The organism is Paenibacillus rhizoplanae (genome assembly GCF_042684125.1).
In the GTDB taxonomy this organism is placed as follows: Bacteria; Bacillota; Bacilli; order Paenibacillales; family Paenibacillaceae; genus Paenibacillus_AQ; species Paenibacillus_AQ rhizoplanae.
In genome coordinates, this window is record NZ_JBHUKY010000019.1 from 165,326 (window position 1) to 180,286 (window position 14,961).

A 14,961-nucleotide genomic window follows, 5' to 3' on the forward strand; every position below is an offset into this window, starting at 1 on the left:
GGAGTTAATGATGAAAGGGTGATATTTCTTATGGATGTAAAAAGTTCCAGTACATACGGCGGCGTAGCGGCTCAGGCGCGAATAAGGTCTGCTCGCCCTCTGCTGCTTGCCCTAATCGCTATCCTTCTGATCAGCAGCCTGACAGCTTGTAGCAGCAACTCTTCGGCGGGTGAAATAGCAAGTCCGTCTGCACAACCAGCCAGTCCATCGGCACCTCCTGCCCAATTGGCCCAGGCAACGCCTGCTGCAACCCCGTTATCGACAAAAGCGACCGGCCAGATTTATCTGTATGGCGAAGCCCATGGGGTTGCCAAGGTTATGGACAAGGAATATGAAGCTTGGTCTGATTATTACCACAACAAGGGAATGAGACACCTATTCGTGGAACAGTCCTATTACGCTGCCGAATATTTGAACCTATGGATGCAGTCGGACAATGACGACATTCTGGAGGAGCTCTATCAGGATGGGGAAGGGACTCAGGGTCACGTTCCCTATACGAAGACTTTTTTTCGAAAAATTAAAAGCGGATGTCCTGATACTATTTTTCACGGAACAGATATTGGGCATGGGCGAGAGACTACTGGTAACCGGTTCTTGTCTTATCTGGCGGACAATAATCTGACCGGATCGGAGATGCACACCTTAACGACCGAGGCAATTCAGCAGGGGCTGAGATACTACAGGAGTTATGACGATGTATACCGGGAGAATAAGATGACGGAGAATTTCATCCGTGAATTTGAAAAGCTGGGCAACGAGAGCATTATGGGCATTTACGGCTCAGCACATACTGGAGTGGATCAGTTGGACTATGTCACACAATCTGTTCCTTGCATGGCCAATCAATTACATAAGTACTATGGGGGCAACCTGTATACGGAGGATCTGAGCTGGATAGTGAAGGATATTAAGCCTACCCGAGTGGATCACATCACTTTGCAGGGCAAGAGGTATGCGGCCTCGTATTATGGGAAGCAGGATATAAGCGGATTCAAGGATTACGCCTCCCGGGAATTTTGGCGGGTGGAGGGGGCTTACGGAGATGTCAGCAAGCTGCCGCTAGCGAATGGTGTTCTTCCGTACGATCAATACCCAACGCTGATAGAAGAAGGGCAGATATTTGCAATCAGCTTTACCAAAACAGATGGTTCGGTGGAAAGAGAGTACTATGTGGCTAACGGTAAGAAGTGGGAGGGAAGGGATGCAACGTGGCAACTTAAGGTAACGGAATGATCTGCTGTATGTAAGCTAACCTGCGGAAATGGTATATTAGTGTAGGAGTTTCCATTTCTTAAGCGGATGGGCAGGTGTATCAATTGGCAATGGATAATGGAAAAGGAAAAACTCATATTGGGGATTTTATCACTTGGGCGGAGGCAAACGGCTGGGAGATAAGGAAGAAATCCGGTGCTCAGCTGCATTTGAATAGCGGCATTACTTCCAGATATAAAGGACTGCCCAAAGAGTACTCAGAGTTTCTAAGTGTAGTTGAAACCTGCGTTGCACCGGATGAGCAAACCTGGTTTATTTGTGAGGCTGACTTCAATCATAACGCGGAAATCGAGTTCCGGTGGAATGAATTTGAAATGCTTAGTGTGGAGGCAGCAGCGGGTGATCCAGCTTGGCAGTCCGAGATCACGGCCTGGTGGGATCATCACTTGCCGATCGTAATGTCTGTGGAGGATGGTTATTCCTTCTATGCCATTGCAGCGGATAGCGGGGCTATTGTTTATGGATGTGAGCCTGAATTTGAAGAGGTTGAGAAGGTAGCCGATTCGTTTGGAGAATTCCTGGCCTGGATGATGTCGAATTCGAATAGATAGATTCTAAGATGCAAGAAGATCAGAACCTGAGGGAATAGGTTCTGATCTTTTTTATATGCACCGATGGGGAGTACGGGACCAAATGTATGTGAAAAACCGAATATAATGGTTCCAGTAACGGTTATCTATCCCTGCCCGGCCATCTCCAAAAACCTGGACATTGCACTGGAGAGCACGGTGTTGCAGCGGTATATCAACCATACCTGTAGCTTCCGGTATTCTTCGGGCAGGCGGTGGGAGGTGATTCGTCCGGCCTCTTCTGCTTTGCGGATCGAGGACTTAGGCAGCAGCGATACGCCGAGCCCGGCAGATACTCCGTTTAGAATCATTTCCAGCGTGCCGAATTCCCGGATCTGATAGGAGTGCATCCCGCTCTCGCGCAGGAAGCGCTCCGCTTTGACCCGGTGTGTGCAGCCAACGTCGAAGAACAGCATGGGCCTGTGCAGCAACTCATGCAGCTCACTTGTCCCGGGTTCAGCGATAAGCACCAATTCCTCTTCGTAAGCCGCAACATGCCCTATATCCGGCTGGTCTATAGGTCCATAGACGAAGGCACCATCCAGCTTATGATCAAGCACCTTGTGCAGAAGGTCATGCGTTTCGCCTGTGATGAGCGACAGATGGACATCGGGGTAGCGGGAATGGTAGCCGGCGATCATCGTAGTCAGATGAATGACCGCAGTCGTCTCAATAGAGCCGATCCGCAGCGGGCCGGCCGGGTGCTCCGAGTATTGTGTTGATTGTACAGCCTCGTCCATTAGCAGCAGTATGGCATTCGCGTATTCCAGCAGGTTCTCACCCGCAGGCGTTAATGTCATCCCACGATTGGACCGGTGAAACAGCGGGACCTTCAGCTCGGCCTCCAGGAACTGAATCCGGCTGGTCACATTGGACTGAACATAGTTCAAGGCTTGCGCAGCCTTCGTAATCGAACCCTCACGGGCAACAGCCTGAAAAATCCTCAAATCTCCACTTTCCATTGCGGTGTCACCTTCTGTATATCATAATCTATGGTAGTACCTTCCGATGCTGATCATTGTACTGAATTCCATCCTTGATGACAAACTAAAAAAGGAAGCCGGGAGCTAGAGCCTGCTGGCCGAAAGGAGACCTATATGGCATATGACCGGATCGATTGGCATTCCGGGGGAGATTATCCTGCAGATCTGCCGGAAGAGAATGGCGGGATTCATATCGGGATGTTCCTGGCCTGGGCCTTGGGCCGCGGTATGGCGGGGGAAATTCACCTTGAGGAGTCGGCGGAGGCGCTGAAGCGGCTGAAACGCCGTGAGCTCACGGGACTGGATTACCTGCTGGAGTATTGCGACGGGAAATTCTGGGATGAGGATCTGGACGAGCGCGGCAATGCCTTCGCCGCCGATTATTACGACGGTCAATCGCTCTTCGCCGCACAGTATGGAAGCTACCTTAATGATTATTGTGAGGTCTTCAACCGCCAGGCGGCTGAACAAGGCCGTGAATACCCCAGCATCTATCATGTGGAGAACACCTGGGGGAATTATGACCGCCTACAGCCCGTGCTAGACGAACGTTATGCCCAGTGGGAGGTCTGGTCTGAAGGCCCTTCTAACCGTAAGCTTGATCCCAAAGCTCAATTCCTTCAGGCCTGCCAGCAGACCGGGCAGCAGTTCCTCCAGGCAGAGGGCTTCAAATCCAATAAGGCCGGAACGGTATGGAAAAAAACAGCGGCCGACAAGGACACCGTATTTGAGCTCTCTTTCAATCCGCAGTCTTACAACACCCGCACCGATGTACGGATGACCGTGAACCTGCGGATTGCCAGCAAGTCCCTCAAAAAATGGCTTGCCGGACAAACCGGCAGAGGGGACGATACCGTTCTGTTCGGCTCGCTGCGCAGGCCGCAGAAATCGTCAAGCGCCATCGTCTGGCAGGTCGCCGGATCACAGCTGGATTCCTCCCGGCAGGAGATCGGTCAGCTGATTGGGGAACGTGTCCTGCCGCTGTTCGCTCTGTTCGCAGACCGTCCCCGCGCACTGGAGCAGCTTGCCGCCTGCGGCGCAGGATTCCCCGGCATCTGCGATGCTGAATCCAGTCCGCTGGCCTATCTGCTGTGCTTCGGCACACAAGAGCAGGCGCAGCGCTTCTTCACGAATTACTTCAACAGTCGGCCGTCGCCTTGGCGCCGGAATATTCATCAGACCTACAAGCGGCTGCAGGAGGGAGAATCCTGGGACAATTCCGCCTATGTCCGTGAGAATGATGTGAAGCTGGCGTTCAAGAACGGCCTGGTTATTCCTTGATGTTATATTGGATTTGTTTTAAGAGAAGCACGGTAGGACAGGGGAGTTGCCGACTCGTATTTTTTGAAGATCTTAATGAAATAGCCGGCATCGCAAAAATTCAAGTGATTGCTGATCTCATTGACTGACCAATCTGTTGTTGCCAGCAGCTCCTTCGCCCACCCGATCTTCATGCGCGCGACATATAGCGAGAAATGCTCGCCCATCTCCCTGGTGAACAGGCGGCTGAAGTAGCTCGGGCTGATATGGCATAGCAGCGCCAGCGATTTCAGCGAGAAATTCTCCTCCCGGTGGCTCAGCATATAGTCAAAAGCGGGCTGCAGCGTAGGACTTATGCATTCCGTCTTGTATGCGCTTCCTGAAGAGACCGGAGTCTTGGGAGCCGAGGGCGGCTCTACGGGCAGAGGCGGCAGCTCAAGCTGGAGCTTGGACTCCTGCGGGTTCAAGGCCTCATGCTGCCGGTTCCGCTCCAGCAGCTCATGCTTCAGGATTGATTCTTTGACCACATAGTTGCACAAATGATAGAGCATATCGGCGGTGGCCACGACCTCCTCATACGTCATGACGGGCAGCAGCTCGTACTTGCGGGCCCGATCCTCCGTCATGGCGTCCTGCTGCGGACGGGATACAATCTGCTCCAGATTCGGGCCGCTTCCCTCCGCCAGCCGGATCTGTCCGGCCATCAGCGCACCGATGTACTGATTATCGACAATGATAGGGATAGCAATGTCGAGAATATCGAAGTGGCAGCGGTAGATATAGGGCCGGCTCAGCCGCACAGCCTCCAGACCTCCGCGCGCGTCACATTTTTGACAATAGGCTGAGAATTCCTTGTCGCTGCGTACGGTCTGGCAGAAGGCCTGACAGCGGCTATGTGCCGTAACCGGCACACCTTTATAATCGACCATAATGATGGCCATGCGCGTCACAAGGGACAACGATTCCTGAAGCTTGCCCCATTCGTCCATATCAATGATATATTTCAAATCGAATTTGGATTGCATTCGGCTCACCCTTTCCATCTACAGTCACAAGTGGGAACAAGATAATTATAATTCAGATGCAGGGCAACATAATAATACTATTTTTCAGCATATTAATTCGTTTGCTTTGTCCCATGCGCCACTCTATCCATTTGTCTATAATGGGGACATACGACTCGAGGAGGAATGAAAGAATGAGAAGAACCTTTATCAGCCCGGCTAAGTACACACAAGGTGAGGATGAGCTGCTTCAATTGGGATACTTCGTCAGTACTTTCGGCACATCGGCTCTGCTGATTGCGCACCCGGATGATGTGAAGCGTGTGCAAGCGAAGCTCGATGCCACCAGCAGTCAATTCGGCATTACCCTCGTGAAGGGGGATTTCCAGGGCGAATGCTCCCGGCAGGAGATTTCCAGACTACAGGAGCTGGCCCGCGAGCATAAGTGTGCTTGTACAATCGGTCTTGGCGGCGGCAAGGCGATCGACACGGCCAAATGTGTGGCAGAAGGCGATGCGCTAATTATCGTTCCTACCATTGCAGCTACCGATGCACCCACCAGCCATTCCGCTGTGATTTACACTTCTGAAGGCGCTTTCGAGGATTATGCTTACTTCAAAGCCAGCCCTTCGGTTGTGCTGATTGATACGACTGTTATTGCGCAGGCTCCTACCCGCTTCCTGGTGTCCGGGATGGGCGACGCCCTCTCCACCTACTTCGAGGCCAGAGCTACTGCGGCATCCTATTCCAATGTCAATGCGGGGCTACCTTGCGGAGTGCATGCAGGCGTGATTACGGAGGCCAAAGGCACCAAAGCCGCGTTGGCCCTTGCCCGCTTATGCTACGATACACTGCTGGAGGATGGCGTCTTAGCCAAGCTGGCTTGCGATCAGAACGTGGTGACACCGGCGCTGGAGAATATTATTGAAACGAACATCCTGCTGTCGGGGCTCGGGTTTGAGAGCAGCGGTCTGGCTGCCGCACATGCTATCCATAACGGCCTGACGGCGCTTGAAGGCACCCATCATTATTACCATGGCGAAAAGGTAGCCTTCAGCACGATTGCACAGCTCGTTCTGGAGAATGCGCAGCAGGCAGAGATCGATCAGGTGCTGTCCTTCTGCCATTCCGTGGGCCTTCCCGTATGCCTGGCCGATATTGGTGTCGCTTCCATCTCCCATGAGGAGCTGATGGAAGTGGCCCGCAAGGCGTGTATCCCGGAGGAGTCGATTCATTCGATGCCTTTCCCGGTTACCACAGAAGCGGTTGCCGCTGCCATTGCTGTTGCTGACAAGCTGGGCGAAGCCTTCAAGAAGAGCAAGGAGCAGCGCGTATGAAAAAGATAATCAACGACCCGGCCAATCTTGTCCGTGAGATGTGCAGCGGACTGGTGATGGCTCATCCCCAGCTGACATTCGACAGCAAATACAAAATTATCTCCAGGTCTACGCCCAATCTTGACAAGGTAACGCTGATCAGCGGCGGGGGCAGCGGCCATGAGCCGGCCCATGCCGGGCTGGTCGGACCGGGAATGCTGGATGCCGCAGTCTGCGGGGATGTCTTCGCCTCCCCGTCACAGATTCAGGTCTATCAGGCGATCCGCAACCATACCGGCCCTAAGGGCGCTCTGCTGATCATTAAGAATTACAGCGGCGATATGATGAACTTCCAGAATGCGGCTTATCTGGCGGCCGAGGACGGCCTCGCTGTGGACTATGTGAAGGTTGATGATGATATTGCCGTAGAAGACAGCCTGTATACGGTGGGACGCCGAGGGGTTGCTGGCACGATTCTGGTGCATAAGGTTGCCGGGGCGGCTGCCGAGGCCGGACTGCCGCTGGCAGAGGTGAAGCAGGCCGCGCAGCATGCGGCTGCTCATGTGCGCAGTCTTGGTTTTGCTTTTACCTCATGCACCGTTCCGGCCAAGGGTACGCCTACCTTCCAGCTTCAGGAGGATGAGATGGAGTATGGGGTCGGCATTCATGGTGAACCGGGCATCCGCAGAGAAAAGCTGCTGACCGCCGATGAGCTGGCGGAACGTATGATCTCTGCCCTGCTGGCCAGTCTGAATCTGGATCAGCCGGACGGCGGAGAGGTGGTAGTGCTGGTCAACGGCTTCGGCGCAACGCCTCTGCAGGAGCTATACCTGCTCAATCACTCCGTGATCCGTAGTCTGGGAGAACGGGGGATCATCATCCGCCAATCTCTTGTAGGCAACTATATGACCAGCATAGATATGGCCGGCGCTTCCATCAGCCTGATGAAGCTAGATGATGAGCTGCGCAGATGGCTTGCTGAGCCTTGTGATACTCCGGCGCTCCGGTTAACGGGCGACCTGGAGCCGGTGCAATACGTCAGCCCTCTTCCGCAGCAGGAGGCTCAGGCTGAGGTGAGCCTGACGGCCGAGACCGATCCGGACTTCGCTGTCCTCCGTGACGAACGGCTGCAGCTGGAGAATATCATCTATCTGGTGGATAAGATGAGCGAGATTATTATCGCGAATGAGGGACCCTTCTGTGAGCTGGATGCCCATGCAGGTGATGGAGATTTCGGGATGAGCGTCGCCAAGGGCTTCAAGCAATTGAAGCGGGAATGGAAGGAGCTTGTGCAGCATCACTCCACGGATATCGGAAGCTTCCTTCAGGCCTGCTCCCTGATCATTATGGAGCATTGCGGCGGAGCCTCCGGTCCGATCTGGGGCTCAGCCTTCCGTTCAGCAGGCAAATATGCCACAGGCCGGACCTCGCTGAATACGCTGGAGATGGCCGAAATGCTGGAAGCAGCGGTTCAGGGCATCCAGGCTACCGGTGAACGCTCCTTCGGACGCGGGGCAGTTGTGGGTGATAAGACGCTGATCGATGCGCTGATTCCTTGTGCCGAAACCTGGAAGAGCAGTGCGCAGCAGCAGGCATCCTTGAAGGAGGCCTTCGCCAAGGCGGCCGAAGCGGCTGTTGAGGGGGCCAGACGCACAGAAGCTATCGTCGCGCGGATGGGCCGGGCCGGGACGGTAGGCGAGCGCAGCATCGGCCACCCGGATGCGGGCGCATTTGCCTTGGGGGTTATTTTCACAGAGCTGTCTAACGCTGTCCAGTAAGTGTTCCAACGTTATAAGCCCGCCTGTCATTTCACCGTGACGGCGGGCTTATTCTTGTCTGGTATAATGTTGCAATCGCCGGAATAGGCTGAGCGGATGGGCTCCGCCTATAAAATTAGCCCGGCCAGCCGGTGGATTCCCTGCTCAATCCGGGTCTCGTCTACCTTGGCGAACCCGAGCACCCAGCCTTTTCTCCGGCTCTCCAGGCAGTAGGGTGCAAGAGGGTATATCCGTATTCCCTGCCCCAGGGCTAACCGGGTCACGGCTTCCTCGTCATAGGCCGGCTCCGCTTCAAGGAATACATGCAGGCCCGTCTCTGCGCCGCTCAAGGTGAACCTCTCCCCTAGACCGCTGGCGGTGATAGCCTTGGTGATGGCCTCATGCCTCCGGCGGTACACATTGCGGACTCTTCTCATATGGCGCATGAAATGCCCTTTCTGGATGAAGTGGGTCAAGGTGAGCTGATCCATGACCGGAAGGTGGCGGTACGTCAGCTCCTGTACGCGGGCCAGCTGGGCGATGGCCCGGTCCGGGCCGACAATTGCCGATATGCGGATGCCGGGGGCAATCATTTTGGAGAAGCTCATCAGATATAGGGTGTTATTCGCCGCTTGGCTATAGAGGGTGGGGAGCGGATCGCCGCGATAGCGGAATTCACTGTCATAATCGTCCTCTATGATCCAGAGCTGCTCCTGCACAGCCTTATGCAGCAGTTGCTGCCTGCGCGGCTCTGACATTACACAGCCTACGGCACACTGGTGGGAGGGGGTGACGAAGACGACTCTGGACTCCGGGTGGATCTCGTCAACCTTAAGACCCTGCTCGTCAACGGGGACCGGGACTACACGCATCCGCCGATAGTTCATCGCCATCCACGCCGCAGGGAAGCCGGGATCTTCCACGGATACCGTATCGCCTTCGGTCAGAAGCGACTGGGCAATCAGGTCAAGACTGTGCTGGGCTCCTGAGGTCAGGAGAATCTGACGGGTATCGACGCGGATCCCCCGTTCAAGCAATAAATAGCGCTGAATCTGCTGCCGTAACTCCAGGAGGCCATAGGGATTCCCGTAGGACCAATCCGATAAGTTCATGGCTGCGGAGGCATGGAGCAGCGATTGCCGCCAGTTATTCTGAAAAACTCTGTCCACATAAGGCTCATGTGGAGTGAAATCGATCTCAGTCTCCTGCTGCTGGCCTCCGAACCAGTCATGCAGCTGATTGACTGCTGAGCTTAGCAGGGGGAGCGAGGGAGGGACGGGCCCTTTTGACAGGATTGCCATCACAGGCTCTGTTACTTGATTCCAGTGGTTCACCCGTGTTCCGCCCCGCCGTGAGGTCACGGTATACCCTCTGCTTAACAGTTCCTCATAGACGGTCTGGATCGTTGAGCGGGATACCCCTAGCTGGCGGGCCAGTTCACGGGAAGGGAGCAGCAGCTCGCCGGGCGCCCAGATGCCGCTTCTAATATTATGGATAGCCTGATTCAGCAGTTGCTGCCAGATCGGCTTCTTGTCCTTGCGGTCTACCTTCAACATCGGGCTTCCCTCCACATTGCCAATTCGGCTTGGAATCAGACTTATGGACTGCTTAAGATTCGTTTATTTGGATGTTAAAGTACAGTCCATTAGCTGATATACTACCGTAATAATACAGAGGTGACAAGGAGCGATGTTGATATGAATTCTGTACGGTATAAGGTTAGAGAGTGCAAGGATGAAGCAAGAATTGAGGCTTTTTTGCAGCAGACAAGGATTGGCTATCTCGGGTTGGTTGACGGAGATCACCCCTATGTTGTGCCGCTTAATTATGTGTGGATGGATGGGAAGCTTTATTTTCACGGGGCGGGAGACGGAAGACGCAATCAGGTGATGAGTGCAAATTCAGAGGTGTGCTTCACGGTATGTGAGGAGTATGGAACCATCACCGATCCCGTGCCTGCCAAGACAGATACCGCCTACATGAGCGTGATGATATTCGGACAGGCGGAGCCGATTACGGATCTGGACGAAGCGACGCAGGTCCTTCAAGAGATGATGAACAAATATGTACCCGGCTACCACAACCGGCCCCTGTCCAAGCAGCATGTAGACAAATACAGATCGGCGGTATTCGGCGGACCGGTTCAAGTATGCCGGATTACTCCGCGCCATATTACGGCAAAGGAAAGTCCGGTGATCGCCGATAGTATGTATAGTAAGAATAGTAACTCATCGAGTGAATAGTCTGATTAGCTAGGTTAAAGGAGGAGGCCCATGAGACTTCGTGATAAGGTCGTTCTGGTGACAGGCGTTTCGGGCACAGCAGGAGATAAAATTGCAAAAAAATGCCTCAGCGAGGGAGCGGAGGTCAAAGGGCTTATCCGAAATACGGACCAGATCGCGCTATGTGAAGAGCTCGGCATTACACCCGTCATTGGAGACCTGACAGATAGAGCTGTCATCTCGGAAGCGCTCAGGGGTGTGAATATTATCATTCACGCTGCGGCGTATCTGGGGGAGGATCGGGCGGTTGCCGAGGCGTCCAATATTCAGGGGGTGCAGAGTCTGGTTGACGGGGCTATATCCGCGGGAGTGGAACGCTTCGTGCATCTTTCGACGGTGTCCGTCTATGGTCATTTTGATGGAGAGGTGGGGCTGGATGAGGCAAGCAGCCTTGCCTTCGGCCACGGGGAGGTATACATTTCAACCAAATGTGAATCGGAACGGATCGTACAGGCTGCAATGGCTAACGGTTTGACAAGTGTGATCCTGCGTCCTGGAGTAATCTGCTCCGAATTCAACTCGCACTGGGGCGACAGACTGATCGCTAAGCTTGCTGATTCCGGGGAAGTGAACTGGATTCATCCGGAGGACTTAACGCCCTGGGTGCATGCGGACAACCTGGCTGAGATGTGTGTACTTGCAGCGACGCAGCCTGCGGCCGGGAACCAGTGCTATAACGCAATTGACGGAAATTATCCGGAAAAAGATTTTACGATGCGTATCGGACTTGCCCTGAACAAGAAGTTCGTTATACCGGGCGGAGACCCTATAAGAACGGCGTATAGTTGTGACAAAATAAAAAACGAACTGGGCTACAGTCCGGTCAAAACATTCGAGGAGACCGTTGTCCGGCTGGAGCAGCAAGCTAGGGGAGAACTAAATGTATAATAAACCGACGGCCATGCGTTCCGTTCTAGATCCAAAGTATTTGGAATACTGCCTTAGTCCTCTGTACGACATTGGAGATTGGCGAGATTGCCTGTTCTGGTTACGCGGCTTAAACGATACTTACAGAATCCGTACCGGCACAGGCACTTATATTCTTCGGATCTACCGCCAATCTATAGCTGAAAGTGATGTTGTCTATGAATTGTCCCTCCTGACACAGCTGGAGCACCAACTGAGCGCAGTAAATACAAAGGTTTCCGTTCCACTCCCTCAAAAGAACAGCAGCTTATATACAGTCATCGATGCGCCGGAGGGCCCTAGAGTTGCCGTGATTTACAGTTATCTGACAGGCACTGAGAACGTGCTGCATGATGAAGAATCATGTATTTCCTTCGGAAAATCTGCTGCTGAATTGCATGCTGCCATGGACAGGGTCTCCTTGGATTTGCCTAGACCGGATCTGGATACCCGCGCTCTGATCTCCCAGCCGCTGGACCGTATTGTGGATTATCTCGGCGAGGGACACCGCTCAGCTGCATATCTGCGCGAGTTCGCCAGTGCATTAACGGAGCGGATCAACGCTGCTAGTCCGGGCCTGGACTGGGGTATCTGCCACGGAGATTTGCACGGGAATAACAATGCCTTCCAGGAGGGCGATACGTTTACGCATTATGATTTTGAATGGGCGGCACAAGGTTGGCGAGCTTACGATTTGGCCCAGGTCCGGCACAGAAAACGTCTGCCGCAGGAGAAGAAGGAACCGCTGTGGCAGGCGTTAATGTCGGGCTACCGCTCGGTCAGAGAGTTGTCCGAACAAGATGAGTCTGCAATTGATCTGTTTATGATTGCCCGCCGCTTGTGGGTGATGGGACTTGATGTCGAGTTCATCAGTGACAGCGGTGCGCTGGATTATACGGAAGACTGGCTGGAGGAGTTCATTAGTGAGTTCCGCTCTTACGATATAGTCTGATGATCCATGAGGAGGAAGACGGCTATGTACACCATCTATAAGCATTGCCAGGGATCCTTATGGCCGCGTAAAAAAGGAGCTGTAGTGCCAATAACCCTCAGCTAGACAGGATGCTGTTAAAAGCCCATTGCAACTGGGCATCCGCCCAGGCATCTTCTCCGCGAATGCATATGATGATTATGCCTAATGAAGCGAAAGAGGAGCGATGTATATGGGATTTATACCAGTGCCGGGAGGCGGCGGAGGATTTCCGGGGATACCGGGATTTCCGGGTGGACCAGGCTTGCCGGGAGGGCCGGGGACTCCGGGGATACCGGGTTTGCCGGGGATTCCAGGCGGAGGGCCTGGAGGATTTCCGGGGACGCCTGGGGGAGTAGCAGCACCGACTGCACCGCCACCGCAATTCGTACCGCAAGCACCGGCGGTCACAGCTTATGCGGTTGACCCCGGAGGCATCAGAGGATGCCTGTTCCGCAACACCTATATCTGGCTGAATAATGGTGAGCAGTTCTGGTTTTACCCGGTATTCGTGGGCAGAAGTTCGGTCGCAGGCTTCAGATGGAACGGCTTCTTCTGGGGATACTACGGCGTTGATTTGAACCGGGTCAGCTCGTTCACCTGCTTCTAGCCTGGCGGCATCTCCCTGTTTGGCGTACCGTGACCTGGTTAAGTATAGATCAAGATCACGAACAGGGAGGTGTACTATGGACAACCTGTGGATGGCATTCGTCTACCCGGGCAGCTTCTTGAGTCTGCTGGGGATTGTATTACTCATTATTGGCTATCAACGGCGGCGCACGGGCCGGCGTACCCGTCTGGAAGGCGTGGTAGCCCAGCCCGGCCCACCGGCACCTGGAGGCCCAGGTACTGCATCTTTTCAGCGGGAGGTTCGGTATTCGCTGATGGGAGGCATTCTGCTGGGACTCGGATTGCTTCTGTTCGCTGCACTGGGCGTTACCTCGCTCTTAGACTAGAACAAGTATTGTCCCTGTGCTGCACTCCAATCCAATTTAATGAGAGAGATCAATGCTTGGGCCGGAGAGGGCCCGGGCTTTTTCTCGTCTTACTCCTCATTTGAGATAAGCGATAGGGTGGGAGAGGGGGAAACAGATGGATTTTTTCCACTTGCTCATGCGCAGATAGACTATACCGGGGCAGTAGTTGGAAAAAAGGCACTTATATGTACATGATTCAGGCAAAGTTGCTGCGAGCTCCAGGATATCGTATGGTTGAGTTAGTATAGCAAATACAGGTAGGATCGAGCAGAAAGGATGAAGCAAATGCCTGAAATGTCCACAGATAACCAAGCGCTCCCCCCGGCTCCGATTACAGAACCAGGGAACTACGTCATTGACCTCACAGGCCCCGGCAGCCACACACTGGTCCGTAAGGCTGGGGTTGGCAGCTTATCGATCGGCCCCAAGGAATTGAAGCAACCAGCGGAACTGCTGGTCGCTGCGGATGAGCGCATGAACTGGTCCGTCTTCGAGCCGTTCGCCACGCCCGCAGGCTCTCCCTGGCCGCGTTATCTGCGGTATACCGGCGGGGACACGGGATTTCTGGAGTGGGCAGAGCAGCGTCCTATTGAGGAGATGAGCTGGACGCCTGTTCTGCCGGAAGCTGCGGAGCTGGATGCCAGCCGGGCAGATATCTACGGCTTGAATATTACAATGAGCCTGCAGTCCGGCGGATTACTCCGCATGAAGCTGCCGGAGAAGCTGTACCGCCTGAGCTTGTCCGGCGATCTGACGCGCTTCTCGGCTTCCGGTCATCTGCCGGATTATCTGGCCCTGGTGCCGGACACAAGCCGGCGCAAGAGCGATGCGCCTTACCGGTTGCCGGACCTCGGCGTGCTGAATGGGGTGACCACTCTGGCGCTGAATAGCCCGCCGCTGGGCCAGCCTATTTCACTTGCGGGTCTGGAGCAATTCCCGAACCTGGAATCCCTGAGCTTGTGGGGCAGCTTCTGTGATCTTGACGCACTTGCCCGCCTTACCGGGCTGACCAGCCTGGAGCTGCGCTTCATGCCGGAGCTTGACGGTCTGCCTTCGCTGGAGGCGTGGCCGCTGCTCGATCAGTTCATAGCCTTCAATGTGGAAGAGGCCGGCGGCAAGCGTCTAAGGCAGCAGATGAAGGCGCGGGCCAAGGTCCGCCCTTGGGACAAGTATGCCTCTGTGAGCCAGCTGAGAAAGCCCGAGTGGTGGTTAAGTGAGTACGGCCGCCCGTTCTCCGCCTGGCCTAAGCGTCTGGCCAAGCTGGCGAACGAAGCCTACGATGCTGCAGAAGCAGCTATGGCGGAGGCCCGCAATCTTGAAGAGGCGGAAGCAGCTATTACTGCATTCACTCTGCGCTTCAATTCACTGAAGGGCGTTGAGACTTCCGAGAGGGAAGACCTTGGCGAAGCTGTATGGCAACTCAGCCAGTCAGAGCACCAGATCGGGCAGCCTATAACAGAGGAATTGGCGCAGGGCTGGTTCGATGCAGCCCGTGATTATTAATGAAAAAGTTTATAAAAATTAAGATAAATCTTAAAATTTAGTTTCATTAGTGATAAACTAGGATCAGGATTGATCCAAACGGTGTGTGACTTGGTCCACGCTGGCTTGCTATGGTGCCTAAGCAGGAGTGACTGCATTCTTCCTGCAAATCGTAGGGTA

14 protein-coding genes are annotated in these 14,961 nt (G+C 54.2%); 11 read left to right on the forward strand and 3 right to left on the reverse strand.

The genetic code is table 11. The annotated features are described in order from the left end of the window. Positions 1 to 30 precede the first annotated feature (30 nt). On the forward strand, positions 31 to 1,236 hold the full coding sequence (locus tag ACFSX3_RS08450) for a hypothetical protein (protein WP_379312803.1): 1,206 nt from the start codon (positions 31 to 33) through the stop codon (positions 1,234 to 1,236). 89 nt (positions 1,237 to 1,325) lie between these two features. Continuing rightward, positions 1,326 to 1,826 (forward strand): SMI1/KNR4 family protein, encoded by a 501-nt coding sequence (locus ACFSX3_RS08455; protein ID WP_209987516.1) that lies wholly within the window; start codon positions 1,326 to 1,328, stop codon positions 1,824 to 1,826. A 125-nt stretch (positions 1,827 to 1,951) separates the two neighbouring features. Here the strand turns inward: ACFSX3_RS08455 and ACFSX3_RS08460 are convergent, their stop codons facing one another. Then, positions 1,952 to 2,806, reverse strand: a complete 855-nt coding sequence (locus ACFSX3_RS08460) for a LysR family transcriptional regulator (RefSeq protein ID WP_209987092.1) — start codon at positions 2,804 to 2,806, stop codon at positions 1,952 to 1,954. 135 nt (positions 2,807 to 2,941) lie between these two features. Between ACFSX3_RS08460 and ACFSX3_RS08465 the strand changes: the two genes are divergently transcribed. Further along, positions 2,942 to 4,108 carry a DUF7832 domain-containing protein gene (locus tag ACFSX3_RS08465; RefSeq protein ID WP_209987091.1) on the forward strand — a complete coding sequence of 389 codons (1,167 nt, stop codon included), beginning with the start codon at positions 2,942 to 2,944 and terminating at the stop codon, positions 4,106 to 4,108. A gap of 2 nt (positions 4,109 to 4,110) precedes the next feature. On the opposite strand, the gene ACFSX3_RS08470 is transcribed toward ACFSX3_RS08465, so the two are convergent. Beyond that, positions 4,111 to 5,112, reverse strand: coding sequence for a PocR ligand-binding domain-containing protein (locus tag ACFSX3_RS08470; RefSeq protein WP_209987088.1), 1,002 nt, complete (start codon positions 5,110 to 5,112; stop codon positions 4,111 to 4,113). A 173-nt stretch (positions 5,113 to 5,285) separates the two neighbouring features. Here ACFSX3_RS08470 and ACFSX3_RS08475 point away from each other — a divergent pair, with 173 nt between their 5' ends. Continuing rightward, on the forward strand, positions 5,286 to 6,428 hold the full coding sequence (locus tag ACFSX3_RS08475) for a glycerol dehydrogenase (protein WP_209987085.1): 1,143 nt from the start codon (positions 5,286 to 5,288) through the stop codon (positions 6,426 to 6,428). Continuing rightward, complete coding sequence (dhaK, locus tag ACFSX3_RS08480; RefSeq protein ID WP_209987081.1) at positions 6,425 to 8,185, forward strand: dihydroxyacetone kinase subunit DhaK; 1,761 nt, start codon at positions 6,425 to 6,427, stop codon at positions 8,183 to 8,185. The genes ACFSX3_RS08475 and dhaK overlap by 4 nt, the downstream gene beginning before the upstream one ends. Positions 8,186 to 8,292: 107 nt before the next feature. On the opposite strand, the gene pdxR is transcribed toward dhaK, so the two are convergent. After that, the gene (gene pdxR / locus ACFSX3_RS08485; RefSeq protein WP_209987078.1) at positions 8,293 to 9,720 is read right to left on the reverse strand and encodes a MocR-like pyridoxine biosynthesis transcription factor PdxR; all 1,428 of its coding nucleotides are present in this window, start codon (positions 9,718 to 9,720) and stop codon (positions 8,293 to 8,295) included. 141 nt (positions 9,721 to 9,861) lie between these two features. On the opposite strand from pdxR, the gene ACFSX3_RS08490 reads away from it, so the two are divergent. From ACFSX3_RS08490 to ACFSX3_RS08515, 6 genes are all read left to right on the forward strand, one after another. Next, positions 9,862 to 10,407: a pyridoxamine 5'-phosphate oxidase family protein gene (locus ACFSX3_RS08490; RefSeq protein WP_209987075.1), complete on the forward strand. Its 546-nt coding sequence runs from the start codon at positions 9,862 to 9,864 to the stop codon at positions 10,405 to 10,407. 30 nt (positions 10,408 to 10,437) lie between these two features. Beyond that, positions 10,438 to 11,334, forward strand: a complete 897-nt coding sequence (locus ACFSX3_RS08495; protein ID WP_209987072.1) for an NAD-dependent epimerase/dehydratase family protein — start codon at positions 10,438 to 10,440, stop codon at positions 11,332 to 11,334. After that, a complete protein-coding gene (locus tag ACFSX3_RS08500) occupies positions 11,327 to 12,304 on the forward strand; it encodes a phosphotransferase (protein WP_209987070.1) in 978 nt (325 codons plus the stop codon). The genes ACFSX3_RS08495 and ACFSX3_RS08500 overlap by 8 nt, the downstream gene beginning before the upstream one ends. A gap of 211 nt (positions 12,305 to 12,515) precedes the next feature. Beyond that, positions 12,516 to 12,932 carry a collagen-like protein gene (locus ACFSX3_RS08505; protein WP_209987067.1) on the forward strand — a complete coding sequence of 139 codons (417 nt, stop codon included), beginning with the start codon at positions 12,516 to 12,518 and terminating at the stop codon, positions 12,930 to 12,932. A gap of 76 nt (positions 12,933 to 13,008) precedes the next feature. Further along, the gene (locus ACFSX3_RS08510; protein WP_209987065.1) at positions 13,009 to 13,278 is read left to right on the forward strand and encodes a hypothetical protein; all 270 of its coding nucleotides are present in this window, start codon (positions 13,009 to 13,011) and stop codon (positions 13,276 to 13,278) included. 315 nt (positions 13,279 to 13,593) lie between these two features. Further along, positions 13,594 to 14,802 (forward strand): hypothetical protein, encoded by a 1,209-nt coding sequence (locus tag ACFSX3_RS08515; RefSeq protein WP_209987513.1) that lies wholly within the window; start codon positions 13,594 to 13,596, stop codon positions 14,800 to 14,802. Positions 14,803 to 14,961: the final 159 nt, after the last annotated feature.